Genomic DNA, 26,387 nt, shown 5'->3' with positions numbered 1-26,387 from the left:
TGAATGGGGAAGGAGAAATGCTTTGTGCAAAAATCACCATATTTTCAACGCTCTCCGCGTGTGAAAGTAGATATACCAACAGGGAATGTTATTATTCATGATCCGCCAAATATACCAGAAGAACCTAAATTTTCTATTGAAACAATGTTATTACCAGCGATGATGACAATTTTAACATTGATATTGTATTTTGTGATGATGAAATTTATGAAGATGAATGCAAGTTATATGCCACTTATGATGGTTTCGAGTATTCCAATGTTAGGATCGTATGCAATTACAACGATGGGGCATTTCCGTAAAAAGAAAGAACATAGGCAAATGGTGGAGCAGTTACAACAAAGATATTTGGAGCAAATTCAAAAGCATCGAGTGGAGTTAGATACGTTAAAGGTTGAACAAGCGAAATATTTAATAACACAAAATCCAAGTCCACTAAAGAGTGTACAAAGAATTGAAAATCGAGAAAGTAATTTATGGGAGCGAACACCTGAAAGCCCAGACTTTTTAGATATCCGTATTGGAACAGGTGAGAGACCATTTTATGTTGAATTGAAAGTGCCTGAACAGCAAGGTTATGAGGAAAATCCATTAATCACAGAAGCACAAAATGTGAAAAGAGATTTTAATACAATCCCTAATGGGCATATTTCAATATCATTGAAAAAAAATGATGTAATTGGTGTGGTTGGCAATAAAGAAGATCGATTGAACTTCACTCGAATTGTAACGACGCAAATTATGACACATCACGCTCCAAATGAAGTGAAAATAGCAGCCTTCTATCATGAGAAGGAGAAGAAAGAATGGGATTGGATGAGGTGGATTCCTCATGTGTGGGATGAGCAGAGAAGCATGCGTTTTTTATCTGAGAATCAACAAGAAGCGCAGAAATTAGCTGAAACGTTGTTCACACCACTTAATATGCGTAGAATTTATAATTCCTCTGCACAGGTAGATGCGAAAATACCTTTAATCCCAATGTATGTTTTTTTCTTATCCGCGAGAGAATTTTTAGAAGATGATCCTATACTTCCAATGTTACTTAGAGAAGGGGAAAGTGTCGGAGCATCTACATTTATATTTGCAGAACAGAGAGAACGATTGCCGATGGAATGTGATCTTGTTATTAGCTTAAACGGAGAAAATGGTGAGTTAGTAGAAACATTTTCAAGCTCAGCTGAAAATAGCGGGACAACGCGTGCTAGTTTTAAAGTAGACCGACTTTCATTTGAACGATGCGAATCAGGTGCGCGAAGTATTGCTCCTATTCGAATGAAGAGTTCTACAGCGGCTAACATACCGAAAGTATTAACTTTTTTAGATTTGTTCCAAGTGAAAAAAATGGAAGAGTTACAGGTGCTAGAGAGATGGAATAAAAATCGATATCCGACTTCATTGCCGGTTCCAATAGGTGTAAGAGAAGGAAGTAAACCTGTGTTTCTAAATATTCACGATAAAATTGAGAAGAAAGGACATGGTCCGCATGGTTTAATGGCTGGTACAACAGGTTCAGGGAAAAGTGAAGTGATCCAGTCTATTATAGCAGCGTTAGCGGCTACCTATCATCCTCATGAGATGGCATTTATGCTTATCGATTATAAGGGTGGCGGAATGTCAAACACGTTTGCAGGATTACCACATATTATCGCATCTATTACAAACTTAGAAGATCCGAACTTAATTGAGCGTGCAAGAATATCATTAAAGGCGGAATTAGAGAGAAGACAAAAATTGTTTATTCAGGCTGGAAATGTTCAACATTTAGATGAATATTATGAAACAAGCTGGCGTGAAAAAGAACCTTTGCCACATTTATTTATTGTCATTGATGAGTTTGCTCAAATGAAAAAGGAACAACCAGAATTTATGGACGAACTAATTAGTGTTGCTGCAATAGGAAGGACATTAGGAGTTCACTTATTATTAGCTACACAAAAGCCTTCAGGGGTTGTAAATGATAAGATTTGGAGTAACTCACGTTTTCGAATTTGTTTACGTGTACAAGATGACGCCGATAGTCGTGAAATGTTAAAAATTCCAGATGCCTCTAAAATTAATGTACCGGGAAGAGGTTATTTACAGGTTGGAAGTAATGAAATATTGGAATTGTTCCAATCTGCATGGAGTGGAGCACCTTATAATCCAGATGAAGAGAAAGTTCTTGCTGTTGTTGATTTTACAGAAGTTAAGCTTTCGGGTGAAAGAATAAAAGTGAAAAAGCGTCCAAAACCAATGACAAATAGTCCAAAGCAATTACAAGCGTTTATTCACTATATACAGAACGTATCGGAGAAAGAAAATATTAAAGCATTGCCAGGGCCGTGGTTGGCACCTTTACCAGAAAAATTATTATTAAAAGAGTTTTATGAAATGGAAAATTGGACTGCTGATGTATGGAATAAGGAGAAAGAAAATTTACAAATTACGGTTGGATTAATTGATGATGTCGGAAATCAAGCGCAGTATCCTTTAAAGCTCGATTTACAAGAAGGCCATTTAAATATATATGGTATGCCAGGAACAGGAAAAACAACGATGTTACAAACGATCATTATGTCCCTAGCAGTATCTCATACACCAGCTGAAGTGAATTTTTATATTATTGATTTTGGACGTATGTTTTTAGATTTTAGAGATTTACCTCATGTAGGCGGGATTGTACAAGAGGACGAATATGAAAAAATGAAACGTTTATTTGGTTTTTTGAAGAAAGAAATTACAGAAAGAAAAGAGAGTTTTTCTAACATCGGTGCAAAGTCATTTTCTATGTATAATCGAATGGTCGGAAAGAAAGTTCCTGCTATTGTTGTAATGGTAGATGGTTATATAAGATTTAAAAATGAATTCGAAAAAGAGAATGAAATATTAGAAATGTTATTACGAGAATCAAGCACATACGGCGTGTACTTCTATTTCTCGCTTAATCAAACTATTGATATGTTTGATCGTGTTCGTAATAATATACCGATGGCAATTACATTTGAATTGCAAGATAGAACTGAATATCATAGTTTAGTTGGTAGACCTAATTTCCCATTAATCGAAGTTCCTGCTGGTCGTGGGTTAATGAAAGGACAACCGCCTGAATTGTTCCAAGCAGCATTGCCGTTTATTGGTGAAAGTGAATTAGAATATTCACAGCAGTTAAAAACGATTATTCAAACAATGAGCAGTGAATGGAATGGTGAAAAAGCAAGAGAGATTCCAATGGTTCCTAAAGAAATATTTGTAGAAGATTTAGTTGAGCGATTAAAACCAGCTCAAATTTCTGCAGGAGTTGAAACAGACGATATTCGTTTACAAAGTTTTTCATTGGACGAAATGAATCATATATTTATCGGTGGAAGAATAGAAGGTGGGAAAACATCATTATTACAAACACTTCTGTTCTCTACTGCTTATCAATATTCTCCGGATGAAGTCGAAGTATACTTAGTAGATTTTGGTGAAAGACCTACAGGTATTTTAGCTCTTGGAGATTTGCCTCATGTAGAGAAGAGGTTTACAGATGGTATACAATTAAAAGAAATGTTAGATGATCTGCTAGAAGTAATAAATAATAGAAAAGTAGTTATGCCATCTTTAGATTCAAAAGAAGAAGTGGAAATGCCATATAAGAAAATAATTATTGCAATTGATGATATTGATCAAATGTTAGCGATATTATCTAACGACTTTGATTCGAAAAATAAAATGGAACAAATAGTTCAAAATTGTAAAAATAAAGGGATTCATTTTGTTGTGGCCGCTACAACGTCTAGTGTAAATAGCTATTCTCATGAAAAATGGTTTACAGAAATTAGAAAGAGAAGTTTTGGTTATTTATTAGGTACGACTCAAAATAGTGATGTCTATTTCTTTAATATAAAGCTTCCACATACTGAGATGGATCGAGAATTATCAAGTGGGGATGGATATTGTATACGTAGAAAGCCAATGAAAATAAAATGTGCATATACACCACCACATTTACTTTACAAAATGACAAATAAAATTATTGTGAAATGGTCAGAATTAAAGGTTAAATAATATTAAAAAAGGGTTAAATTACAAGAAAATAGAATTTTTTTGTAATTTACCCCTTTTAAAATTGTTCGAATATAGTTTATAATCTAATTGTTGTATCATTTAAGAATTGAAAGGGGAAATATATACAATGGCAGAAATTAAAATTACACCAGAAGAACTTGAGCGAATTGCTAGTAACTTTACAAACGCAGCTGGGGAAGCTCAAAACCAAATTAATAGACTTGAAGGCGACATTAATAGTTTAGAAGGACAATGGGCTGGGGCAACACAAGCGAAGTTCCGAGGCGAATTTGCTCAATCTAAACAAGCGATGCAACAATACATTCCAATTTTAGAAGGTATTTCATCAGAATTAAAACGTATTTCTGATAAATTCCGTAACACAGATAACGCATATTAATAATAGAACAATTGCAAAAGACCAGGAGCTATTGTTCCTGGTCTTTTCTTTAAAAATTGTCATATGAGAGTAAGGGGATAAAATGGGATTCCGACCAGAAGTAGGAGAAAAAATTATTTTTAATAAAGATGTTTATCGTTTTGAGAAACATCCAGCAGTTATTGGGATTGAAATGCCATATGGGCAAGAGGGAAGACAAGGAACAGTTTATCAATTACAACATGAAAATGGTGTGGAACGAATTGCGTTAAAAGTTTTTAAAGAGCGCTATCGTGATGAAAAACATCAACTAGCATTTTTAAAGCCACTTTCCTCCTTAGCTGGTCTTAAAGTATGCTCACGCTATATCGTTACTACAGAAGAACATACATCTGCTATCGAAAAATCAGAAGATCTTGCTAATAGTATTGTAATGCCTTGGATTGAAGGTCCAACTTGGGCTGATATTTTACAAGAACAACGAGTGTTATCAAAAGAACAATGTTTCTTTATTGCAGAAGCATTTCTTACAACACTTAAAATGATGGAGGAAAATGAGGTTGCTCATAATGATCTATCATCCAGTAATGTACTCATACCTTTTTTAAGTGAAAATCCAATTGAAGGCCAACATTATATTGAACTTGTTGATGTTGAGCAAATGTATGGATCAAAAAGTAAAAGACCTTCATTATTGCCAGCAGGTTCAGCGGGTTATGCACCAGTGTATTTGGAAAATGGGATATGGCAAAAAGAAGCCGACCGTTTTGCTGGCGCCATTTTATTAAGTGAAGTATTAAGTTGGTGTAGTGAGGAAATTCGAAATAACAAATGGACGGATGCAAGTTACTTTAAAACGGAAGAAATGCAGACGGAATGTGAAAGATATACGTTACTTCAGCAAGAATTGCATAATCAATGGAATGGGGAAATCGCACAGTTATTTAATCAAGCATGGAATAGTAACACTTTCGCAGAATGTCCAAGCTTTGCACAATGGTACGATGTATTTCATAGTGCAAGAGAAATAGTAAAAATTGATGCGAAAAGGCAGTCAGAAGAAGAACACTCTCTTTTTGTATCGAAATGTTTGGAAATTGCAAGATTATTAGAAGAGAGAGGATTTAAACAAGCGGCATTATATGAATATAAAACAATTTTTAATTCACTCAATCCATCAACAGCTCTAAAACAAGAACTCGCATATATTATTCAACTACTAGAGAATCAAGAATCTGAAATAAATCAAAAAAAAGTGCTGCAAAGTTATGTGGAACTAGCTACTGAATTGGAGCGAGAAAATAATAAAGAATATGCTTGTTTCGTCTATTCACGAATCGTACAATTTCCAAACATTGATCATGCGTTAAAAAAGGAAATTGAAAGCATTATTAAAGAGATAAAAGAAGAAAAAGAGCCACCAATGCCAGAAATAGCAGCTACAATCACAGTTCCAAATAGCATTTTACAGAGCCGTAAACAAACAAAAAAACAAGTTGAATATGATATAGATGATGAAATTTTAAATGCAAAAGCATCGAATCAACCTCTTACATTAACACATGAACAAAAAGAACCGTCCGCCTTCTCAATATGGTGGAACAAGCATAAAAAACGGGTTTTGATTATTGGCTCAATTGTAGTAGTTGTTATAGGTGGTTCAACACTATTTTACTTTTATACAACAAATGCTAAATACCAAAAATTTATGGGACAAGCACGCCAAGCCTATCATGATAAAAAATATATAAAAGCAGAAGAAGCTGTTGGTCATGCGATCGCAGTGAAAGGAAAAGATGAAGCTCATCTTCAGCTAGCAACGATTTACGTTGCTGAAGGGAAAAATAAAATTGCAATCGACTACCTTACAAAATTAATAAAAGATAGAGAAATAGATAAAGAAAATAATGAAGCGGCATATCTATTAGCTTCAGCGAATTTCCGTATAGGAAAATATCAAGAAGCAGTTCCGAATTTCGAACAAGCATTAGCGAATAATGCAAAAGGAATTGAACCATATAAAAAAGATGCGATGCGAGATTTAGCTGTAAGTCATATGAAAATGAAAGAATTTGAAAAAGCAGAAGATGTTATTGTCAAAATGAGTACGAAAACAAATGAAGATAAGGCAATTGTTTCGTATTTAAAAGGACAACTAGCAACTGCAACTGTGCAATTAGATAAAGCAGAATCTTTCTTTAAAGAAGCCATTATGCAAGATTCAAAGAATGCTATATATGCAATTGAAATTTCGAATTTATATGTACTTTGGAATAAAACAAATTTAATTGATAGTGCAAAAAAAGAAGTGAATTATCAACAAGCATCGCAAGTATTACAAGCTGCAATCCAAAAAGATATGAAAAATATAGAGTTACTAAATCAATTAGGAATTGTATATTATGAAGCTGGTCAATTTTATGAAACACGAGATGGTGGAAAAAGTAATGCAGCGTATCAACAAGCGTTAGAGGCTTACAATAGAGTTGTTAACAACGGGACTCGTGACACAAATACGCTTGTGAATATAGGGATTTTATACGACAAAGTGGGACAAGGAAATGCAGCAGAGAAATTTTTCACGGAAGCATATTCACAAAATGATGAAGATCCGCATGTGAATTTTGCATTCGGGATGTTTAAAATTAAACAAAAAAAATATGAAGAAGCGAGTCGTTTCTTAAGAAAAACGGTACAAGCAAATGAAAATGAAACTGAAGTAAGAGCAGCACAAGAAAAACTAACAGAGATGAAAACAAACGGCTGGATTCAATAAAGATGTGAAAAGGGGAAGAAACATGGAAGAAAACAACAACAATCTAGGAAAAAAAGTTGCTATATCAGTAATGTCGGTGGCTTTATTTGGAACGTCAGGATATCTTGTTTATGACAAAGGCTTTAGTACAGCAGGAAGAGAAACGGTAAAACTAGCAAGTAATACAGAAGAGAAAAAAGATGACCGTATTACAGGAAGTAATTTACAGTCTATGTTCCCAAATTTAGTTGCCGATCCTGTAAAAAAAGATGACAAACCAGGAGAAAAACCAAACATTAATTTAGCAGACTTAATCGGAAATAATAAATCACCGATTACACCAGTGACGTATAAGCCAGATGATGTGTCGGTGGAAAAGAAAGATCCACTAATCAAATTATCAGATGCACCAGCGCCACAAAAGCCGGAACTGCCAACTAATATGGGTGGGCCTGTGGTGGAGCCAGTTAAAAATAATGATAATGTTCAATTACCTACACCTACTGTAGAACCGCCAAAAACTAATACCGGAACAGGAGGAAATGGAACAGGAGGAACTGGAACAGAAGGAAATGGAACAGGAGGAACTGGAACAGAAGGAAATGGAACAGGAGGAAATGGAACAGGAGGAACTGGAACAGAAGGAAATGGAACAGGAGGAAATGGAACAGGAGGAACCGGAACAGAAGGAAATGGAACAGGAGGAACTGGAACAGAAGGAAATGGAACAGGAGGAACCGGAACAGAAGGAAATGGAACAGGAGGAACTGGAACAGAAAAACCAAAACCAGAACCAGAACCAACATACCCAACAATTACAGTATCACCAAAAACGGGTGATATTCTTGTAGAATGGTATACAGCAAATGGGGAGAAATCTAGTGCGGTGTTTTTTGGGGAGTTTTATAAGGCACAAAACCATTTGAAACTAATTGATAGTATGAAAAATACAGAGAATCGTAATGATTTACAGCTTATTTCTCAAGTTAGTTCTTCACCAACAGAAGCAAATAAAGCAGCATTATTGTTAGCAGCACAAGATTCTGCTCAATTTGAAAAAGTAGCTAGTTCAAAATATGAGCAACTATTTTATATTCGAAATCAATTAACTTTATATCAAGAGCCTGCTTTTAATGACCAAGAATTTGAATACTTTAAAGAAAATAAGAAATCTGTTATAGAAAAGTTATCTAAAGACATTTTTAAAGCCGCGCTTAATGAAGAAAAACGAGATGTAAATGCAGCTTTAAGTAAATATTATTTATTAACTTCCGTATTACAAGGCGTAGATGAAGACTTGCAAAAGCAGGCTTACGATCGAGTGCAAGCTATTTTTAATCAAATGCTTGAAAATGAATTGGAACAAATGGTACAAGGAAAAATTGAAGTTCCAACTGTGCCAGTTTTAAATCAAGGAAAAGAACAAAATAAAAATGTGGAGGAAAAACCAACGGCTGAAAAGGAAGTACAGCAATCAAAAGATGAAGAAAAACAACAGAATAAAGAAAATTCGAAGCCAGAAGAATCAAAAACAAATAAAGAAGATGTAAAACAAGAAGAAATCCAAACGAATAAAGAAAATGTAAAACAAGAAGAAGCACAAAATAATAAAGAAGATAAAAAGAATGAGGAACAAAAAGATAATAAAGATGGTAAAAAGCAAGATGAAGTAAAAACACCTGGACAATGGGCAATTGAACAGGTAACAGCGTATATGAACGAAGCGAAGTGGAAAGAAGCAATTGTACTAGCAGATCAATACATTGATCAGACAAAAGGTGAAGAACAAAACACATTGAAGGATCAATTGAAAAATGCAGTTGAGAACTTATTAACACAATCAAAAGCAGAAGAGACATCTGCAGAAATGGCATTACAAAATTATCACTTTATCTTAAATGTTAAAAATGTAGTTGCTGAACAGAGAGAAGAGGCAAAATCGTTATCTTTACCTGTAATGTTAGAAGTAAAGGCAGATCAGGCATTAGCAGAGAAAGATTATTATAACGCTGTATTATATATGGCGAACTCTATTCGTAATAAAAATAAACATGCTCATGCATTTGAAAAATTACAAACAAATACAAACTTCCTTTGGAATCAAACTATGGAGCAATGGAATAATTTAAAGGGTAATTCTGGATGGCAAAGTGAAGTTAAAAAATCTGTTCAACCATCCCTTGAATTAATTGTATATTTAAAAGATATTTCACCAGCTATAGTGGATGATACAAGATTCAATGAGAAAATAAAGGAAGCAACGAAGAAATTAGAAGGTATTCAGTTGTTGAATTTAGCAAGTTATGAAAATAGTAAGAGTGATGAAGCTAGTCAATTGAATGCATTATATTATTATGGACAAGCTTATGAACGTGGTATAGCTGACGCAGGAGATATGAGTAACATTTTTAATAAGTTATTAAATAAAGCACGTGGATTTGAAGTATCTGATCCAGCAAGGGCTATGAATTTATACCGATTAATGTATACAACGCCTGGTGCGCAAGGACTTGGCTTCCAAGACGTAATTAGAAATTCTATTGATTACTTAAATGATTTCAATGTAGCAAGTCAATCGTTTGCGAAATATGGTAATAGCTCAAATGTGAAAGATATTGCAACAGCATTAGCTTATGCAAATACAGCTATTGAAAATGGATATGCAAATGAACAAAGTAAAGCGAAAATAAGACAAATTGCAGAGGAAATGGTTAAAGTGGGGAAAAATGCATTAAAGGGAAATGATTTAAATACTGCATATCAGTATTTTGAATTTGTAAGTCGTGCAGATTATAAACATGTTCCGCAGGATGTTCGTAGCCAAGCAAATGATGGACTACAAGCGATAAAAAATACTACTAAAAAATAAAGGAATAAATTTCGCCATCTTACCCTAGGTAAGGTGGCGAAATTATTCCAAATAGGAGTGAAAGTTAATGAGTTTACTAGAAATTAGTCCATTAGATGAGGCATTAGTGGAAGCGTTGCAAAATGAAGAAAAAAGAGGATATTTTTATGAAATATTACAGAAATCAAATTTATTCGTTGTTGCTTCTGTCGAAGGGGATACAAGTGTAGATGAAGAAGGAAATTTGATTTCTACTAATAATACACAATTACAAATTCATTATTTTGAAATGGAAGAAGGATTAATGTTACCACTGTATTCGGATTTAAAGCATCTAGAAATGGTTATTCCAGAAGAATGTCCGTATGTCTCTATGAATGCAGTTGAATTATTAAAAACAATAGATTTAGAGGCAAATGTCATATTGAACCCAGGAACAAAATTTCAAAAATTATTTGTAAAGGAAGAAATTGAAGCGATTTGTGATAACAGTATTTTTGATGTTTTCTCTAAAGAGAATAAGTAAAAAATGATGCAGTTCTATTTCTTTTTGGTATAAAATAGAGGAAGGTGGGAGAAGGTTTGGAGATTAAAGTCAAACCTGAACAACTCGAACAAATTGCCAAAAACATATCAGAGATGCAAACACACAGCCAGACCATACAACAAAATCTCAATCAATCTATGTTTAGTATTCAAATGCAATGGCAAGGAGCAACGAGTCAGCATTTTTATGGGGAATATATGAGATCAATGAGACTCATGGAATCTTACATACGTAACTTACAAGTTACAGAAAAAGAATTACGGCGTATCGCTCAAAAGTTTCGTCAAGCAGATGAAGAATATCAAAAGAAACAAAATGAAAAATTGAAAGAAACCCATAAAACAGAAAAGAAACATGAAAAATCATGGTGGGAAAAGGGCGTAGAAGGAGCAGCTGAATTCATTGGAGTAAATGATGCAATTCGTGCAGTTACCGGTAAAGACCCTATTACAGGAAAAGAATTATCATCAAAAGAAAGACTCATCGCCGCAGGATGGACGCTCCTAAACTTTGTTCCTGTTGGAAAAGTGGCAAGTCTTGCTGGAAAAGGAATAAAGTATGTCGCTTCTAGCTTCGGAAAGACAATTGTAAAAGCAGGAAAAGGGCTAGGCGAAGGAATATCAATGGTGGCTGGAAAAGCTGGAAAAGCAGCTGTTGATGGTATAAAAACAGCCAGCCACAAAGTAAAAGAAGGCGTAAACTTTGTAGCCTCCACAGCAAAAGGACTTGCAAACAAAATCGGAAACCTATGGAACAAAGGTACCACAACCGTAAAAACAACCTTCTTGCAGGGGAATGAAAAAATCCAGCACGCAGTAAAAACATTACTGGAATACAAATGGATCCCAGGTTTGGGAAAAGCCTACGTAATGCCTGGAGTAGGAATGGTCCGAGAGATGGGACAGCATTCTCTGAAAGATGCTTATCAGTATATGAAAAGTGTAGGAGAGAAGGGTGTTAAGGGTACGAGTAAAAATCTTCTAGCTTCTAATGGGAGATTTATAGATTCAAATTTAGAATCTGATTATGGAAAATATCTTGCACGTAAAGCAAAAGAAGGTAAAACTACGAGGGATAGGATAGAATGGAAAGAAGCAAGAGATTATTGGTTAAATGATTCTCCTATGGCAAGGGGAAATAAGTTTAATAAGACTGTAAGAAACAGGGATATTTATGATTATCATGAAATACACTTGGAAAATGGAAAAAGATTAGATTCATATGATCCTTTTGCTAAAGAAATAATCTCAAGGAAAGCAACAGATTTAGATATGATTGATGAAAAAACTTATAGAGAATATTTAAAAGAAATGAATAAGAAATATTCTGCAGGTACAAAAATACGTTCAAATGCTTATCCTGAGTTAGATGGTAAGCCATTGGAAGGAAAACAAATATTAGAAATTCCAGCTACAAATAAAAATATTACTGATATTGAAAAGTACAAAGAAATAGCAAAAGAATATAGAATAGAATTAAGGTTTATGGGGGAATAGAGAATGAGTTTTGAGATGAAGCCTGAAATCAAAGTGGTATTGGAAAAAATTAGATTTGTAGATAGGTATAAAAAATTGTCTGAAAACTTTAGAGGTAATCCTAATGATTTAAATGATAGATTAGAGGATTATGATATAGAAAAAGTAAATGAAATATTTAAAAGATTAGGATATGTTTCAACTTTTGATAAGAAGGAGAAGTTTTTTAAAGTAGGGGTTATAGATAATTCTCCAAATTATATGATATGGTTTAATATAATTTTAGAATATGGAATGACAGAGTTTATTTGGGTGGTATATCATAATGATGAGGTGAGACTGGGAAGTCCTTGGAGCGTTTACTCAAGGTTATTAATTAACCCAAGAGAAAGGATTAAAAAGCCAGTTTATCGAAGCTATGAAGAATTAGAAGATATATTAAAAGAAGCATTTTTAATGTATGATGATTTTAAGAGTGAGTTAATTAGTGTGTATAGTAAACAATAATAGAACGTATAATAGGATATGATAAATATATACTATAACTTGATGGGATTCTATATATTGAACAAAATAATAAAATTATGCTGTTGAAAATAGACATGTATAAGTATATATAAGTGAATAAAGAGAAAGTATATTTGCAGTGAAAAGAAAAAGAATAGGCTGTTAGAAAGTACGTACTTCATGATGGTTGTACCATTATGGAGTACTGTGTGCAATGAGAGAATATAAAACGAAGTACGAGCTTAGGTGAGATGACATTTTACTAGGCGATGAATATAAACACATGGATTGTATATGAAACTAATGAACTCGTATAAATTCGTAAGTTTTAAAGTAGTAGTTTTTATGACATACAAAAAGTATCACATTTTTTACTGCAAAACTTACGAATTCATGCTACTTAAAAACATATGAACTTAAAGCACTTGATTGTCTATGAGAGGCAACAAGTGCTTTTTGCATTTTAAGATAGAAGAGAGGATAGTATAATAAATAATAAGTACATATGTTGTTTCAGCAAATAGTATAAGAAAATAGATTAGAAGGAGCAGCTGAATTCATCGGAATTAATGATGCAATTCGAGCGGTTACTGGTAAAGACCCTATCACAGGCGAAGAATTATCAACAAAAGAAAGACTCATCGCCGCAGGGTGGACCCTTTTAAACTTTATTCCCGTCGGGAAAGTTGCGAGCCTTGCTGGAAAAGGAATAAAGTATGTCGCTTCTAGCTTCGGAAAGACAATTGTAAAAGCAGGAAAAGGGCTAGGCGAAGGAATATCAATGGTGGCTGGAAAAGCTGGAAAAGTAGCTGTTGATGGTATAAAAACAGCCAGCCACAAAGTAAAAGAAGGCGTAAACTTTGTAGCCTCCACAGCAAAAGGACTTGCAAACAAAATCGGAAACCTATGGAACAAAGGTACCACAACCGTAAAAACAACCTTCTTGCAGGGGAATGAAAAAATCCAGCACGCAGTAAAAACATTACTGGAATACAAATGGATCCCAGGTTTGGGAAAAGCCTACGTAATGCCTGGAGTAGGAATGGTCCGAGAGATGGGACAGCATTCTTTGAAAGATGCTTATCAGTATATGAAAAGTGTTGGAGAGAAGGGTGTTAAGGGTACGGGTAATAGAGAGGTTGAAGTTCCACCTGCTTTTAGACAAACTGATTTTGCTAGTTCGTATGAATCAAGGATTAATCAAACACCTGCACAGATTAATCCAAAGATTGAATTTGAAGGAATTAGGGGAGAATCTTTAAGTACGCTTAAGCCGCCACCAGACCCTAAATTGAAAAGCATATTAGATGAGGCTGGTATAAAGGGTATTCAATATAAAAATGGAGTTCCTGATTTTTCACCAGTATCAAAAGCACAGGTAGAAATCAATCATATGGTAGGCGGCACTGGTGGAAATGGATCCGCAGCAAGACGTCTTAATTTCACTCAAGCAGATGAAAAATTGGCTGAGCAATTGAATAATTCTCCTGAATTAGCACGTAAGTTTGGGATGGAATCTGGTGAAATTACATGGAAGCAAATAGAGAAATATCGACGTGCACACAAGTTAACTTGGCATGAATTGAATGATGTAAAGACAGTGCAACTTGTACCGACAGAGATAAACAGTAAATTTGGACATCTTGGTGGAGTAGGTGAAATCAATGCAGGAGCGTTTATGCCAGATGGATTTGCTAGTAAACAATAAAGGAGAGATATATAATGAAAATAAATGATGCAGTTTTTGGCGAACTTGAGTTTAATAATTATGATTGGATTGGATATAAAAACATTGAGTTTTTTGGGAACGAAGTTAAGGTGGCATTAATAGTCAGGGGAGAAGATGATGGTCAGTTTGAGGAAGAACAATATATGGCATATAATTTTTTAATAGAAAGATGGCAACAATTACAACAAAGTATTTTGGAGCCTATATTAGATTATTATAAACAAAAAAGATATGAACTTGGTTACGATGTTGAATTTAACGAAAATTATCCTTTAATAGAAACAGCTACTCAAATTCTTGAAAAAATAACCTTAGTTGGAATTTTTGTTCCAGATAATGACCTTATCGACTTTCTTGATATCGGACTTACGTTTGACTGTACATGGGATATGGAAAATGGATTAGGCCTTTGTTTTGTGAAAGGTGAAGTAACTGAGGTAGGTTATCAGGACGTTGTACTTTAAACTTCGAAGTTTATTTTTATAGAGACAATAAAATTGTTTTTTTATTCATTCGGAATATATAGGCTGATAGAATTAAGGGATAGTTGAAGTGTACAAAAAAGAAAAGGTCATTTTGAAGTACGCACTTCATGATGGTTGTACCGTCATGGAGTACTGTGTGCAATGATAGAATAGAAAACGAAGTACGAGCTTAGGCGAGATGACATTTTACATGGCGATGAATATAAACACATGGAATGTACATTAAACTAACGAACTCGTACAAACTCGTAAATTTTAACGTAACACTTGTCGCGATATGTAAAAGGTGTCATACTTGTGCTACAAAACTTACAAATTTACGCTACTTAAAAACATATGAACTTAAAGCACTTGATTGTTAATTAAAGGCAACAAGTGCTTTTTTGCGTTTTAGCGTAGTAATTTAAAAGAGCATTATAATTTTATTAGTGCATTAAGTGTTAAATTTTTATTGTTGTTTTATAGATTGTAATGGCTATGTACAGTGTACGACGATAGTAGAGGGAAAACTAAAGGGGTGTATTATTTTTTGAAGTCATCGTAAAGTACGTTTTAACGGAAGGACAAGTACGTGATGGACTACAAGCGCTATTGTCCGATATGGCGAAAGTATTAATACAACGAGAACTAAAGAAATATGAAGTAGATGTGAAGGCGATTGAACAATCTATAGTATTTACACATGATCCAAATGACTTTTTGGTGAATGGCATGTTAGAGCTATTAGACCAATATTAACGTCTTGAGAAATCTTTTTTGACAAAAAAATAATATATCCCTTGACAGTTACAAATATAACCGATATAATTCATGTTAATTTCAAAAGAAAATATATTCTAAATATTAAAATGTGTTGAATAGGAGTAGTAAGGTCGTATATTTGTACAGAGAGCTATGGGTTGGTGCGACATAGTCAAATGACATCCTGAACTCGCCTAGGAGCAGTAAGGTGGAACAGAATCACATTCTTAGTAAATCTTAACGGTTAACCTTCGATATTAGGTTTGTAATCAAACGATTACTACTAAGGTGGATTCATAATGGAATCAATAAGGGTGGTACCGCGTTAAGTAAATGGCTTAGCGTCTCTTTATATAGAGATGCTAGGCCATTTTTTATTATATGGAAGAAGAAATGGAGGGTTTGTTTGGATAGGTCTATAAAATTTATTTATTTATATAAAAAGATTTAATTAGGAGGAAAATGAGATGAAACAGACGGAGCAATGGACTTCGAAATTAGGTTTTATAATGGCAGCAGCCGGATCAGCAATTGGACTTGGTGCGATATGGAAGTTTCCTTATATCGCTGGGAAGAGTGGGGGAGGAGCGTTCTTTTTAATCTTTATATTATTTACTGTTTTAATTGGACTACCGCTACTTATAGCTGAATTTATGATTGGTCGCAGTACACAGAAACAAGCGGTTGGAGCATTTAAAAGTATCGCGCCAAATACAGGATGGCACTGGATTGGACGACTTGGCGTTGGAACATGTTTTATACTACTTTCGTTTTATAGCGTTGTAGGTGGATGGGTGTTAATTTATTTATTCAGAGGAGTAACGGGACAACTTATTACTCCGGGACAAAATTACGGAGCATTATTTACTGAAACAATTGGAAATCCCACTTGGGCGATTATAGGACATTTCGCTTTTATGTTCATTACGATATGGGTTGTATCAAAAGGTGTACAAAATGGAATTGAAAAAGCAAGTAAATATATGTTGCCAGCATTGTTCGTTTTATTTGTCGCTCTTATTATTCGTTCGTTAACACTTGATGATGCAATGAAAGGTGTGAAGTTTTTCTTACAACCAGATTTCTCAAAGATTACTTCGGAAAGTATTTTGTTCGCAATGGGGCAATCATTCTTTGCGATTAGTATCGGGATTTCGATTATGGTCACGTATAGTTCCTATTTAAATAAAAAAGAAAGTTTACCAAAATCAGCAATAACAATTGTTGGATTGAATTTATTTGTTTCTTTATTTGCGGGTCTTGCTATTTTTCCGGCTGTATTTTCATTAGGAATGGAGCCAACAGAAGGACCTGGATTACTATTTATCGTATTACCATCAGTATTTAGTCAAATTCCATTCGGTGGATTTTTCTTAACAGTATTTCTTGCACTATTTACATTTGCGACATTAACATCGGCATTTTCTCTACTAGAGACTGTTGTTTCAGCATTAGCAAATGGTGAACAAGAAAGAAGAACGAAATTATCATGGATTATCGGTTTCTGTATTTTCTTAGTAGGTATACCATCTGCGTTATCATTTGGAGTATGGAGTGATATTACGATTTTTGGAAAGAATATTTTTGATGCAGTAGACTTTTTATCTAGTAATATATTAATGCCGCTTGGTGCACTATTTATTAGTATTTTCGTTTCATTCAAAATGGAGAAGAAGGTACTAGAAGCAGAGTTTTTTGTAGGTGGAAATTATGGAAAGAAAGTATTTACTTGTTGGGCATTTTTACTTCGATTTGTAGCACCACTTGCAATAATTATCGTCTTCTTAAATGTAATAGGGATTATTTAACATTAAATGTTATAATATTCAGTAAAAAGAGAGGGTGATGATCATAAAGGCAAATTTGATAGAAGCAGGGAAATACATGAATATTAGAGGGAAAAAGCTATACGTTGAAACGCATGGAAATCCTAAAAATAAGCCAGTCTTATACTTGCATGGTGGTCCAGGAGAGAGTTGCTCGGATTTTTCATTTCATCAAGCGGAACGTTTAAAAGATTCTCTATATGTAATTATGATAGATCAAAGAGGTGTTTGTCGTTCAGAAGTAATTTCAGAAGAAGAACCTTTTGGACTAATTGATTTAGTTGAAGACGCTGAGGAACTAAGAAAAGTATTACAAATTGAGAAATGGTCTGTAATTGGACATTCTTTCGGTGGATATGTAGCGTTGTTATATGCTTCGGCATATCCAAGTTCAATAGAGAAAATAATATTTGAAGGACCAACTTTCGACTTTGCATTAACAAGTAGAGCTTTGTTGCAAAAGACAGGGCATTTATTAAAAAAGCATGGAAAAGAAGAAGTAGCAAAAGAGTGCTTTGCTTATTCATCTAGCAATGCTAGTTCAGAAGAGTTGTTAGAAGCTTATATAAGATTAAGCGCTGAATTAGAAGAAAAAAGAATGGAGATTTACAATTTTAAGGAAGATGAAACAGACTATAGTTTATATAGCGATGAAGAGTGGGAAGTATTTTCAAATCGCTCTCAAATTCATTTTGATAGATTAAAATTAGAGGGTGCATGTCATAAATCATTATTATATAAAATAAAAGAAGTACAGAATCCAATGTTATTAATTGTAGGAAAACATGATGTAGTAACGTGTGAAGAACAAATTAAAACATTTAATAAAGATGCCCGAAACGGCAAGTATATCGTATTTGAAGAGAGCGGTCATTCACCTCATTATGAGGAAGCAGATAGGTTTGCAGAAACAGTCATATATTTTTTGAAATGAAGAAAAGGGTGCTTCTATAAATGAGGGGCACCCTTTCTATATTTCTGGATATGTGATTGTGATGTTAGGCCACTTACTTTGCCAATTCTTTTTTATAACTCTGTTTTTGTACATATGTAATCGTTCTTTCGATTCAAGAAAATGAGCTGTTGGTCTCACTTGTAAGGAAAGGACATCTTCAATACCACATGGGGCTGTTAATATGACGTTGTTTAGTTCATCAAGTGTAACTCCTAAAGCTGTTGCTGTTTCAGGAAATTTAGAAATAGCATCAACAGAAGAAGAATATGGTGGCATATTATTCACTACATGCATACGAGCTTGATTTTTTACAGACCAAGGGATAGTAGCATCCATATTCATTAATTTCGTTTCTAATGATTGTTCGTATATCTCATCTTGATGTAGACTATCATAATAAATTACATCAACATCAGGCATAGCCGTTTTAGCTTCATAGTCATGTAAAGTATCCCAAATTTTAGAACGAACAAAGCCGGCACAAACCCACCAATCAGGTAACTCTAGTGATTTTGCCATTTGTAATACATTCATCATCCATTCGTCGTTTTCTATTAAGCGAATGATATCTTGTTCTGTTTGTATAGTCATTTGTTATCTCACCTGCTTTTTTTTAGAGAGTAAATTTAATTCATAAGCTTTATAATCCATGTAATCCAGTAAGCACCTGGTATGAATAACAGTTGAGCTAGTAATGTACCAAAAAGTCTAGAAATCATTAGCCAAGCATACATTTTACTCATTGCTTCAGCACCTTCTTCTGATTGAAGAGCTCGCTCTGTTAAAAGAGCAATACGTGGATCTAGTAGCACTGTTAATAAAATAGTAGCAAAACCATTAATAAGACCAGAAGCTGTAGTGGCTTTTGTTGCGAAAGCTGGAATTAAAAAAGAAGCATATAGTGCGGAAAGAACTCCCGCTGTATAAATTGCAGTAGCGAACATGTTAATAAGCATTATACGCTTTGGAATACCGCCGATACGCAGTTTATGAATCATTTCTAACTTTGGAAAGCGGACATATTTTTTTGTGTACTTTAATTTTTGAATGTTATTCGTTTTCATCATTCGAATGAAAGAACCGTCTGTTTCAAAGTTTTGAATGACATATCCAAATAGTTTTGTCAAAGTTGGATACAGTATAATCGCAAGCAATGTACCGATAGAAGCAGATAATAGTACAAGACGTATAATATGCTCTAAATCAATAGAAGGATCTAGTTTTGCTTCGTCCACAATCCCGCCAAGTAAAAAGGCTTGTAGTAAGTTTGACGTTCTTGAAATGAGTAATACGATTCCTACGACGGATAATGCGACAGCAATCTTCTTTAAACGAACCCCGGCTAATCGAATACTATAAGAGCTTGTTTCAACTGCGTGGATTACAATTGTGAAAGCCATTATAAAAATTAACGTAATTGACATTTGTTTCACCAGTTTCTATTAAAATAATTGTAACTTTTTTACTTTATCATATCTATCGTATTTTGTAACTGAAAGTATGTGACATATGGAAATTGATTTTTCGAAAAAATAGATAATGATAGTATAATAGGGAGAAGTGGAAGAGATGTTAGCAGTTATTTATACAGCAAATTAAGTGGAGGAATGAAACATGTATAAAACATTTCTATTTGATTTAGATGGAACTTTAACGGATCCGAAAGAAGGGATTGTAAATTCAGTTTTGTATGCGTTAAAAAAAGTAGGAATTGAAGAAGTACATATAAGTGAGTTAGATTCATTTATAGGTCCTCCTATTCAGCAATCATTCGTAGAGAGATATAATATGAGTGAAGGAGAGGTTGAACGTGCAGTTTTTTACTTCCGTGAGTATTTAAAGCAGCGTGGATTGTTTGAAAATAATGTATACGAGGGGATTCTGAAGCTCTTGCAACAATTAAAAAGTTCAGGGAATCGCATATTTGTAGCAACTTCAAAGCCCACTGTATTTGCGAAACAAGTTATAGAGCATTTTCAATTGACGAATTATTTCGAAGATATCATTGGAAGTAATTTAGATGGTACAAGAATAAAAAAAGATGAAATAATTGCTCATATTTTACAAACAAATGAAGAACTAAATAAAGAAGAAATGATAATGATCGGTGATAGAAAGCACGATATAATAGGTGCGAATCAGAATGGAATTGCTTCAATTGGTGTTTTATATGGCTATGGCTGTGAGAAAGAACTGACTGAAGTTAGTGCGACTTACATAGTGAAAGATGTTGAAGAACTGTATCATTTTTGTGTAGAAAAAAGTTTAATAAATTAGTAAATATAGATGCTAGCAATCCCTTTATAACGTATGATGAGGAATTCGTTTCTGTTTAAAGGGATTTTTCATATGTAATCGAATATTTATAATTAGACATTTTTAGCATGAAAAAATTGTATGAATAAGAGGAGGGATGTCAGAATTAAAAGATTAGTAGAAGTTTATCAATAAATTTTAGAATATTCTGTTTAATGGAGGGGTAAAATTGGAGTTAGTTATTATATTATTAGCACTAAGTTTACTTATGTTCGTAGCATACAGAGGCTTTTCTGTTATTTTATTCGCACCGATATTTGCATTATTTGCAGTATTTTTGACAGAACCTAGTTATGTATTACCTTTCTTTTCTAATATCTTTATGGAGAAAATGGTTGGTTTTATAAAGTTATATTTTCCTGTGTTTTTATTAGGAGCAATATTTGGAAAAGTAGTGGAAATGTCAGGAATTGCAGATTCTATCGCAAAAACGATTATTGAGTTAGTTGGTGAAAAACGTACTATATTAGCGATTGTATTAATGGGGGCTATTTTAACGTATAGTGGTGTTAGTGTGTATGTAGTAGTGTTTGCTGTTTATCCGTTCGCAGCTAAGTTGTTTCGACAAGCTAATATTCCAAAACGTTTAATCCCTGGAACGATTGTTCTTGGGGCAGTAACGTTTACAATGGATGCACTACCTGGATCACCACAAATTCAAAATGTAATACCTACAACATTTTTTAAAACGGATATTTATGCTGCACCGATACTTGGGATTGTAGGAGCAATTTTTGTTCTTACATTAGGTTTACTATATTTAGAGAGTAGACGTAAGAAGGCAAAAGCAGCAGGTGAAGGATATTTTGGTTTTAATGATGGAAATACTGAAATGGCAGCATCTTTGCAATTAGAACAAAAAAATATGCCATTAATTAATAACATTGAAATCACAAGAGCACAACAACTTATTGCATTTATACCACTTATTTTAGTAGGTGTAATGAATAAAGTGTTTACTATTATGATACCGAAGTGGTATCCAAGCGGTTTTGATTTTTCTGCAATTGGTATGAAAGCATTTGGAAAAGTAGAATTAAGTGCAGTAGTAGGAATCTGGTCTGTAGAATTGGCACTTATTATAGGGATCTTAACAACGTTATTATTATATTGGAAGCGAGTAGTAACAGGTTTCCAAGCTGGATTGAATACAAGTATTGGTGGAGCACTACTTGCAACGATGAATACAGGAGCTGAGTTTGGATTCGGTGGTGTCATTGCAGCACTTCCAGGCTTCGCAATTATGAGAGATGGTATCTCTGCTACTTTCACAAATCCGTTAGTGAATGGTGCAGTAACGACGAATATTTTAGCTGGAATTACAGGCTCTGCATCAGGAGGTATGGGAATAGTATTAAGTGCAATGGGAGATAAATTTATTGCAGCGGCCAATCAATTTGATATTCCATTAGAAGTTATGCACCGTATCGTATCAATGGCATCAGGAGGAATGGATACACTACCGCATAACGGGGCTATTATTACTATTCTTACAGTAACAGGATTAACACATAAACAGTCCTATAAAGATATATTTGCTATTACAATTTTGAAAACGGTTGCTGTATTTTTAGTTATCGCGTTCTATACTTTAACAGGACTCTATTAAACATTCGAATCGTAAAGATTCATCAAATCGATAATTTATATCATAAAATATTAATTAGGATAAGAAGGGGTGGAGTACTTGCAAGAAGTTTCTGAGTTTCGTATGCCAAAGTCGGTATTATATGGAAGGAATTCGCTTGAAAAACTGGGGGAACAATCAAAAAAGTTAGGGAAAAGAGCTTTTATAGTTACTGATACAATTATGGAGAAATTAGGATATGTTGAAAAGTGTATACAACAACTAAATAAGAAAAGTATTACTGTTAGTACATATAATAAAGTAGATGCTGAGCCTACAAATATACACGTGTTAGAAGCGTTATCTCTTTGTAAAGAGGAAAAGTGTGATTTTATTATCGGTATTGGTGGTGGAAGTTGTATTGATGCTGCGAAAGCAGTAGCGGTTTTATATACAAATGGTGGAGAAGTTGAGGATTATGTCCAAAAGGATATTGAAATAGAAAACAACCCACTACCACTTATTGCAATTCCAACAACTTCTGGTACTGGATCGGAAGTTACAAGCGTAGCAGTAATTACGAATAAAAAAACAGATGTAAAAATGATGATGAAGCATCCTAGTTTTATACCGAAAGTAGCAATTATAGATCCAGTTTTGACAAGTTCATTACCACCACAAATTACGGCAGCAACAGGAATAGATGCGTTATGTCATGCAATTGAAGCGTATATTTCTAAAGTTTCACAACCACTTACAGATGTACTAGCTCTTTCAGCTATTGAAAGTATTATGAAACATTTACGTATAGCATATGAAGATGGACGTAATATGGAGGCAAGAGAAGCGATGATGATTGCTTCCTTACAAGCTGGAATTGCATTTTCTAATGCATCAGTTACATTAGTTCATGGAATGTCAAGGCCAGTGGGAGCATTATTTCATGTACCGCATGGAATATCAAATGCCATACTATTACCTACAGTGTTAGAGTTTACAAAAACAAGTGCAATGAAAAGGTTAGCAAAAATTGGACGTAGTTTAAATAAGGATTTGTATTCGAATTCTGATGAGGAAGTAGCAGACTACACGCTTGGTGAAATAAAAAAACTTTGCTTTGATCTTCGTATTCCAAATTTAAAAGAATACGGAATCGATGAAATTGAATTTGAAAATGCTATTTCTAAAATGGCATCAGATGCAATTGAAAGTGGTAGCCCAGCTAATAACCCACGTGTTCCATCATATGATGAAATCAAAGAGCTGTATCGAGAGTGTTTTAATTATAAGTATAAAGAATTTATAAAAACATCAGATTATTAATTTCAGAATATTCTATAAAAATTTCCTTGGAAATGAAAGTAGAATTATTCTTTATTATTTCCGTATTTTCCGTTAAAACAAGACTTTATATTCCAAACTTAAAGTCTTGTTTTATTATGTATAATATACATAATAAAACATTGTTATTAGTTTTATAAAAATAGTTTAGGTAGGTGTTTGTATGAAAACGATAGGTCTTATAGGTGGTATGAGTTGGGAATCAACTTCTGAATATTATCGAATTATTAATGAAGAAATAAAAGAGAGATTAGGAGGGCTACATTCAGCAAAATGTTTGATTAATAGTGTGGACTTTGAAGAGATTGAAAGATTCCAGTCTAGAGGAGATTGGAATGGAGCAGGTGAAGTTTTAGCGAATGCGGCGTATTCATTACAGAAGGGAGGAGCAGACTTTATAATCATTTGTACAAATACAATGCATAAGTTAGTTGGAAAAATAAAGGAGAAAATTGATATTCCAGTCTTACATATTGCCGATGCAACTGCAAAAGAAATTAAAAGAAAAGACATTCAAAAGGTTGGTCTGCTTGGAACTAAATATACAATGGAGCAAGATTTCTATAAGTCACGTATTGAAGAGCATGATATAAAAGTAATAGTACCATCAGAAAAAAATAGAAAAGAAATAAATAAAGTAATATATACAGAATTATGTTTAGGAAAAATAGTATCTCAATCTAGAGAATATTATAAAAGAGTCATCGAAGAGTTAGTGCAAAAAGGAGCACAGGGAATCATATTAGGTTGTACAGAAATAGGGTTATTAATAAAGCAAGAAAACGTATCTGTCCCGATATTTGATACGACTCATATACATGCAATTGAAGCAGTCAAGGTAGCTCTAGATAAATAGATTATAATTATATTATGTAAACTTAATTCATATATCTGGAAAACATTCAGAAAATATTTTATAATGTAAGTGGTTACATTTAAGGGGGAATGCGTATGTTTTCAGTTCAACCAATCGCATTTGTACATAATGAAAGAAAGGAAATAAAAGATGATGAGTGGGGAGAAGTAAGATCCCGTATAACTTTAACTGAAATGTATGCAGAAGAAAGTATACAAGGGATTGAAGATTTTTCCCATATTGAAGTTGTTTTTTATTTTCATAAAGTAACTGACGAGCAAATTCAGTATTTTGCTAGACATCCTAGAAATAATAAAGATTATCCTGAAGTAGGTATTTTTGCACAGCGCGGAAAAAATCGCCCGAATCGCATAGGTGTAACAATTGTAAAGGTGATCAAAAGAGAAGGTAAATCAATTATTGTTGAGGGATTAGATGCTATTAATGGTACTCCTATATTGGATATAAAACCAATAATGAAAGAGTTTATGCCGAAAGAAGAAATACACCAGCCTAAATGGGCAACGGATATAATGAGACAGTATTGGAAGGGGAATGGAGTAAAATGAGAATATATGAGGCAACAATTGCAGATTTAGATGGACTAGCATCAGTTTTTAATAACTATCGCATGTTTTATAGGCAGGATTCTGATTTAGAAGGTGCAAAAGTATTTTTACGAAATCGAATTGAGAAAAAAGAGTCCGTTATTTTCGTAGCAGTTGAAGACGGCGAATATATTGGGTTCACACAACTATATCCATCATTTTCTTCCATTTCAATGAAAGAATTATGGATTTTAAATGATTTATTTGTACAAGCGGCGAAGCGTGGAGCCGGAACAGGTAAAAAATTATTAGAAGCTGCTAAAGGATACGCATTAGAGAATGGAGCAAAAGGTGTAAAATTGCAAACAGAGATTGATAATTTATCAGCACAACGATTATATGCTGAAAATGGTTATTTGAGAGATAATCGTTATTTCCATTACGAATTAACGTTTTAAAAAATTAAGTTGAAAGAGACATTTTCAAGAAAAAGAATTTCTTTGTAATGAGAAATTCTTTTTTATTTTTGCCTAAATTAAACATATCGAAAACGATATTTATTTATTGTTAAACGATAAACAATATGATAAAATTATGTTATCATTAAAAAAATGAGGTATTGTAAATGAATCTTAAACGAAGTTCAACAACGTTCTTAAAAGTAATTATTTTTCTTGTTGGAATTGCAGTACTTGCTTTATGCATATTTTTAGTGCCGGAAATGGCGAATTTCGCAGCGAATTTGTATCCTAATATTACTCTGATAAAATATCTTGTTTTCATTGTGATGTATGGAGCAGCTGTGCCTTTTTACGTTGCTCTTTATCAGGCTTTCAATCTTTTACAGTACATTGATGAGAACACAGCGTTCTCGGAATTATCTGTAAAGGCGTTAAAGAATATAAAGCGCTGTGCAGTTACAATCAGTGGTTTGTATGTATTAGGTTTACCACTTTTTCATTTTATAGCGAAAAAAATGGACCCTCCTATTGGGTTAGTGGGACTTATTATCGTTTTTGCTTCTCTCGTTATCGCTGTTTTTGCTGCTATCCTCCAACGACTTCTACAAGAGGCAATTAACATAAAATCAGAAAATGATTTGACGGTCTGAGGTGGCGGATATGACAATCATTATTAATATTGACGTCATGTTAGCAAAACGAAAAATGAGTGTAACGGAGCTTTCGGAGAAGGTTGGAATTACGATGGCGAATCTTTCTATTTTGAAAAATGGGAAAGCAAAAGCGGTTCGTTTTTCAACATTGGAAGCGATATGTAAAGCTTTGGAGTGTCAGCCAGGGGATATTTTGGAGTATAAAAACGATGAGAATACTCAATAAAAAAAGATAACAAATGTAAATAATAGAAGTCAATAAAGAAGGGATAGCCACTAAGCTATTCCTTCTTTATGTTAATTGCTGTTAGTAATAAAAAATATAATTTGAATTGCAATGTTTGCGTATCAAAAGGGAACTTGCTA

General features: G+C 33.7%; 20 protein-coding genes, 2 pseudogenes and 1 other annotated feature. Of the genes and pseudogenes, 20 read left to right on the top strand and 2 right to left on the bottom strand.

Translation table 11 applies throughout. The features are described from left to right. Positions 1-24: 24 nt before the first annotated feature. The 12 genes and pseudogenes from essC (at position 25) to MRP26_RS00755 (ending at position 18,258) form a co-directional block, all read left to right on the top strand. Positions 25-4,032 carry a type VII secretion protein EssC gene (gene essC, locus MRP26_RS00810; RefSeq protein WP_197241531.1) on the top strand — a complete coding sequence of 1,336 codons (4,008 nt, stop codon included), beginning with the start codon at positions 25-27 and terminating at the stop codon, positions 4,030-4,032. A 127-nt stretch (positions 4,033-4,159) separates the two neighbouring features. Further along, on the top strand, positions 4,160-4,432 hold the full coding sequence (locus MRP26_RS00805) for a WXG100 family type VII secretion target (protein WP_053564631.1): 273 nt from the start codon (positions 4,160-4,162) through the stop codon (positions 4,430-4,432). 82 nt (positions 4,433-4,514) lie between these two features. After that, a complete protein-coding gene (locus MRP26_RS00800) occupies positions 4,515-7,187 on the top strand; it encodes a tetratricopeptide repeat protein (protein WP_075718895.1) in 2,673 nt (890 codons plus the stop codon). A gap of 22 nt (positions 7,188-7,209) precedes the next feature. Beyond that, positions 7,210-10,035 carry a hypothetical protein gene (locus MRP26_RS00795; RefSeq protein WP_242805836.1) on the top strand — a complete coding sequence of 942 codons (2,826 nt, stop codon included), beginning with the start codon at positions 7,210-7,212 and terminating at the stop codon, positions 10,033-10,035. Between the two features lie 67 nt (positions 10,036-10,102). Then, complete coding sequence (locus MRP26_RS00790; RefSeq protein WP_053564628.1) at positions 10,103-10,540, top strand: SseB family protein; 438 nt, start codon at positions 10,103-10,105, stop codon at positions 10,538-10,540. 56 nt (positions 10,541-10,596) lie between these two features. Beyond that, on the top strand, positions 10,597-12,057 hold the full coding sequence (locus MRP26_RS00785; RefSeq protein WP_240992978.1) for a WXG100 family type VII secretion target: 1,461 nt from the start codon (positions 10,597-10,599) through the stop codon (positions 12,055-12,057). A gap of 3 nt (positions 12,058-12,060) precedes the next feature. After that, on the top strand, positions 12,061-12,543 hold the full coding sequence (locus MRP26_RS00780; RefSeq protein WP_053564627.1) for a hypothetical protein: 483 nt from the start codon (positions 12,061-12,063) through the stop codon (positions 12,541-12,543). A 529-nt stretch (positions 12,544-13,072) separates the two neighbouring features. Continuing rightward, a pseudogene (locus MRP26_RS00775) lies at positions 13,073-14,251 on the top strand (HNH endonuclease); the annotation flags it as partial. Positions 14,252-14,265: 14 nt separating this feature from the next. Beyond that, on the top strand, positions 14,266-14,736 hold the full coding sequence (locus MRP26_RS00770; protein ID WP_071759431.1) for a DUF6985 domain-containing protein: 471 nt from the start codon (positions 14,266-14,268) through the stop codon (positions 14,734-14,736). Positions 14,737-15,327: 591 nt separating this feature from the next. Next, a pseudogene (locus MRP26_RS00765) lies at positions 15,328-15,492 on the top strand (recombinase family protein); the annotation flags it as partial. 109 nt (positions 15,493-15,601) lie between these two features. Next, positions 15,602-15,850 (top strand) — a binding site (T-box leader). A gap of 115 nt (positions 15,851-15,965) precedes the next feature. After that, positions 15,966-17,306 carry a sodium-dependent transporter gene (locus tag MRP26_RS00760; protein WP_000814553.1) on the top strand — a complete coding sequence of 447 codons (1,341 nt, stop codon included), beginning with the start codon at positions 15,966-15,968 and terminating at the stop codon, positions 17,304-17,306. 37 nt (positions 17,307-17,343) lie between these two features. Further along, entirely contained in the window at positions 17,344-18,258 is a 915-nt protein-coding gene (locus tag MRP26_RS00755) for an alpha/beta fold hydrolase (RefSeq protein WP_197241461.1), read from the top strand. 36 nt (positions 18,259-18,294) lie between these two features. Here MRP26_RS00755 and MRP26_RS00750 read toward each other — a convergent pair whose 3' ends face one another. After that, positions 18,295-18,870: a nucleotidyltransferase family protein gene (locus MRP26_RS00750; protein ID WP_069355515.1), complete on the bottom strand. Its 576-nt coding sequence runs from the start codon at positions 18,868-18,870 to the stop codon at positions 18,295-18,297. Positions 18,871-18,905: 35 nt separating this feature from the next. Next, positions 18,906-19,703 (bottom strand): lipid II flippase Amj family protein, encoded by a 798-nt coding sequence (locus MRP26_RS00745; protein ID WP_197241463.1) that lies wholly within the window; start codon positions 19,701-19,703, stop codon positions 18,906-18,908. A gap of 190 nt (positions 19,704-19,893) precedes the next feature. Between MRP26_RS00745 and MRP26_RS00740 the strand changes: the two genes are divergently transcribed. The 8 genes from MRP26_RS00740 to MRP26_RS00705 all read left to right on the top strand — a co-directional run bounded on the left by MRP26_RS00740 (position 19,894) and on the right by MRP26_RS00705 (position 26,247). Continuing rightward, entirely contained in the window at positions 19,894-20,556 is a 663-nt protein-coding gene (locus MRP26_RS00740; protein WP_053564617.1) for an HAD family hydrolase, read from the top strand. Between the two features lie 208 nt (positions 20,557-20,764). Further along, positions 20,765-22,204: a GntP family permease gene (locus MRP26_RS00735; RefSeq protein WP_000424326.1), complete on the top strand. Its 1,440-nt coding sequence runs from the start codon at positions 20,765-20,767 to the stop codon at positions 22,202-22,204. A gap of 78 nt (positions 22,205-22,282) precedes the next feature. After that, a complete protein-coding gene (locus MRP26_RS00730; protein ID WP_197241464.1) occupies positions 22,283-23,485 on the top strand; it encodes an iron-containing alcohol dehydrogenase in 1,203 nt (400 codons plus the stop codon). A 181-nt stretch (positions 23,486-23,666) separates the two neighbouring features. After that, a complete protein-coding gene (locus tag MRP26_RS00725; protein WP_197241466.1) occupies positions 23,667-24,359 on the top strand; it encodes an aspartate/glutamate racemase family protein in 693 nt (230 codons plus the stop codon). Positions 24,360-24,454: 95 nt separating this feature from the next. Continuing rightward, positions 24,455-24,928, top strand: coding sequence for an SAM-dependent methyltransferase (locus tag MRP26_RS00720; protein ID WP_000493252.1), 474 nt, complete (start codon positions 24,455-24,457; stop codon positions 24,926-24,928). Beyond that, positions 24,925-25,365 (top strand): GNAT family N-acetyltransferase, encoded by a 441-nt coding sequence (locus MRP26_RS00715; protein ID WP_071730091.1) that lies wholly within the window; start codon positions 24,925-24,927, stop codon positions 25,363-25,365. The genes MRP26_RS00720 and MRP26_RS00715 overlap by 4 nt, the downstream gene beginning before the upstream one ends. Before the next feature lie 167 nt (positions 25,366-25,532). Next, entirely contained in the window at positions 25,533-26,018 is a 486-nt protein-coding gene (locus MRP26_RS00710; RefSeq protein WP_001050152.1) for a DUF2975 domain-containing protein, read from the top strand. A gap of 10 nt (positions 26,019-26,028) precedes the next feature. Next, on the top strand, positions 26,029-26,247 hold the full coding sequence (locus MRP26_RS00705) for a helix-turn-helix domain-containing protein (RefSeq protein ID WP_000152534.1): 219 nt from the start codon (positions 26,029-26,031) through the stop codon (positions 26,245-26,247). Positions 26,248-26,387: the final 140 nt, after the last annotated feature.

The organism is Bacillus sp. CCB-MMP212, assembly GCF_022748145.1.
Taxonomy (GTDB): Bacteria; Bacillota; Bacilli; order Bacillales; family Bacillaceae_G; genus Bacillus_A; species Bacillus_A cereus.
This window is presented reverse-complemented; position numbering and strand designations above follow the sequence as displayed.

Coding starts and splice junctions, on each gene's coding strand:
- MRP26_RS00805 (WP_053564631.1), top strand. CDS start 4,160: ATGGCAGAAATTAAAATTACACCAGAAGAACTTGAGCGAATTGCTAGT.
- MRP26_RS00800 (WP_075718895.1), top strand. CDS start 4,515: ATGGGATTCCGACCAGAAGTAGGAGAAAAAATTATTTTTAATAAAGAT.
- MRP26_RS00795 (WP_242805836.1), top strand. CDS start 7,210: ATGGAAGAAAACAACAACAATCTAGGAAAAAAAGTTGCTATATCAGTA.
- MRP26_RS00790 (WP_053564628.1), top strand. CDS start 10,103: ATGAGTTTACTAGAAATTAGTCCATTAGATGAGGCATTAGTGGAAGCG.
- MRP26_RS00780 (WP_053564627.1), top strand. CDS start 12,061: ATGAGTTTTGAGATGAAGCCTGAAATCAAAGTGGTATTGGAAAAAATT.
- MRP26_RS00770 (WP_071759431.1), top strand. CDS start 14,266: ATGAAAATAAATGATGCAGTTTTTGGCGAACTTGAGTTTAATAATTAT.
- MRP26_RS00760 (WP_000814553.1), top strand. CDS start 15,966: ATGAAACAGACGGAGCAATGGACTTCGAAATTAGGTTTTATAATGGCA.
- MRP26_RS00755 (WP_197241461.1), top strand. CDS start 17,344: ATGATCATAAAGGCAAATTTGATAGAAGCAGGGAAATACATGAATATT.
- MRP26_RS00750 (WP_069355515.1), bottom strand. CDS start 18,870: ATGACTATACAAACAGAACAAGATATCATTCGCTTAATAGAAAACGAC.
- MRP26_RS00745 (WP_197241463.1), bottom strand. CDS start 19,703: ATGTCAATTACGTTAATTTTTATAATGGCTTTCACAATTGTAATCCAC.
- MRP26_RS00740 (WP_053564617.1), top strand. CDS start 19,894: ATGTATAAAACATTTCTATTTGATTTAGATGGAACTTTAACGGATCCG.
- MRP26_RS00725 (WP_197241466.1), top strand. CDS start 23,667: ATGAAAACGATAGGTCTTATAGGTGGTATGAGTTGGGAATCAACTTCT.
- MRP26_RS00720 (WP_000493252.1), top strand. CDS start 24,455: ATGTTTTCAGTTCAACCAATCGCATTTGTACATAATGAAAGAAAGGAA.
- MRP26_RS00715 (WP_071730091.1), top strand. CDS start 24,925: ATGAGAATATATGAGGCAACAATTGCAGATTTAGATGGACTAGCATCA.
- MRP26_RS00710 (WP_001050152.1), top strand. CDS start 25,533: ATGAATCTTAAACGAAGTTCAACAACGTTCTTAAAAGTAATTATTTTT.
- MRP26_RS00705 (WP_000152534.1), top strand. CDS start 26,029: ATGACAATCATTATTAATATTGACGTCATGTTAGCAAAACGAAAAATG.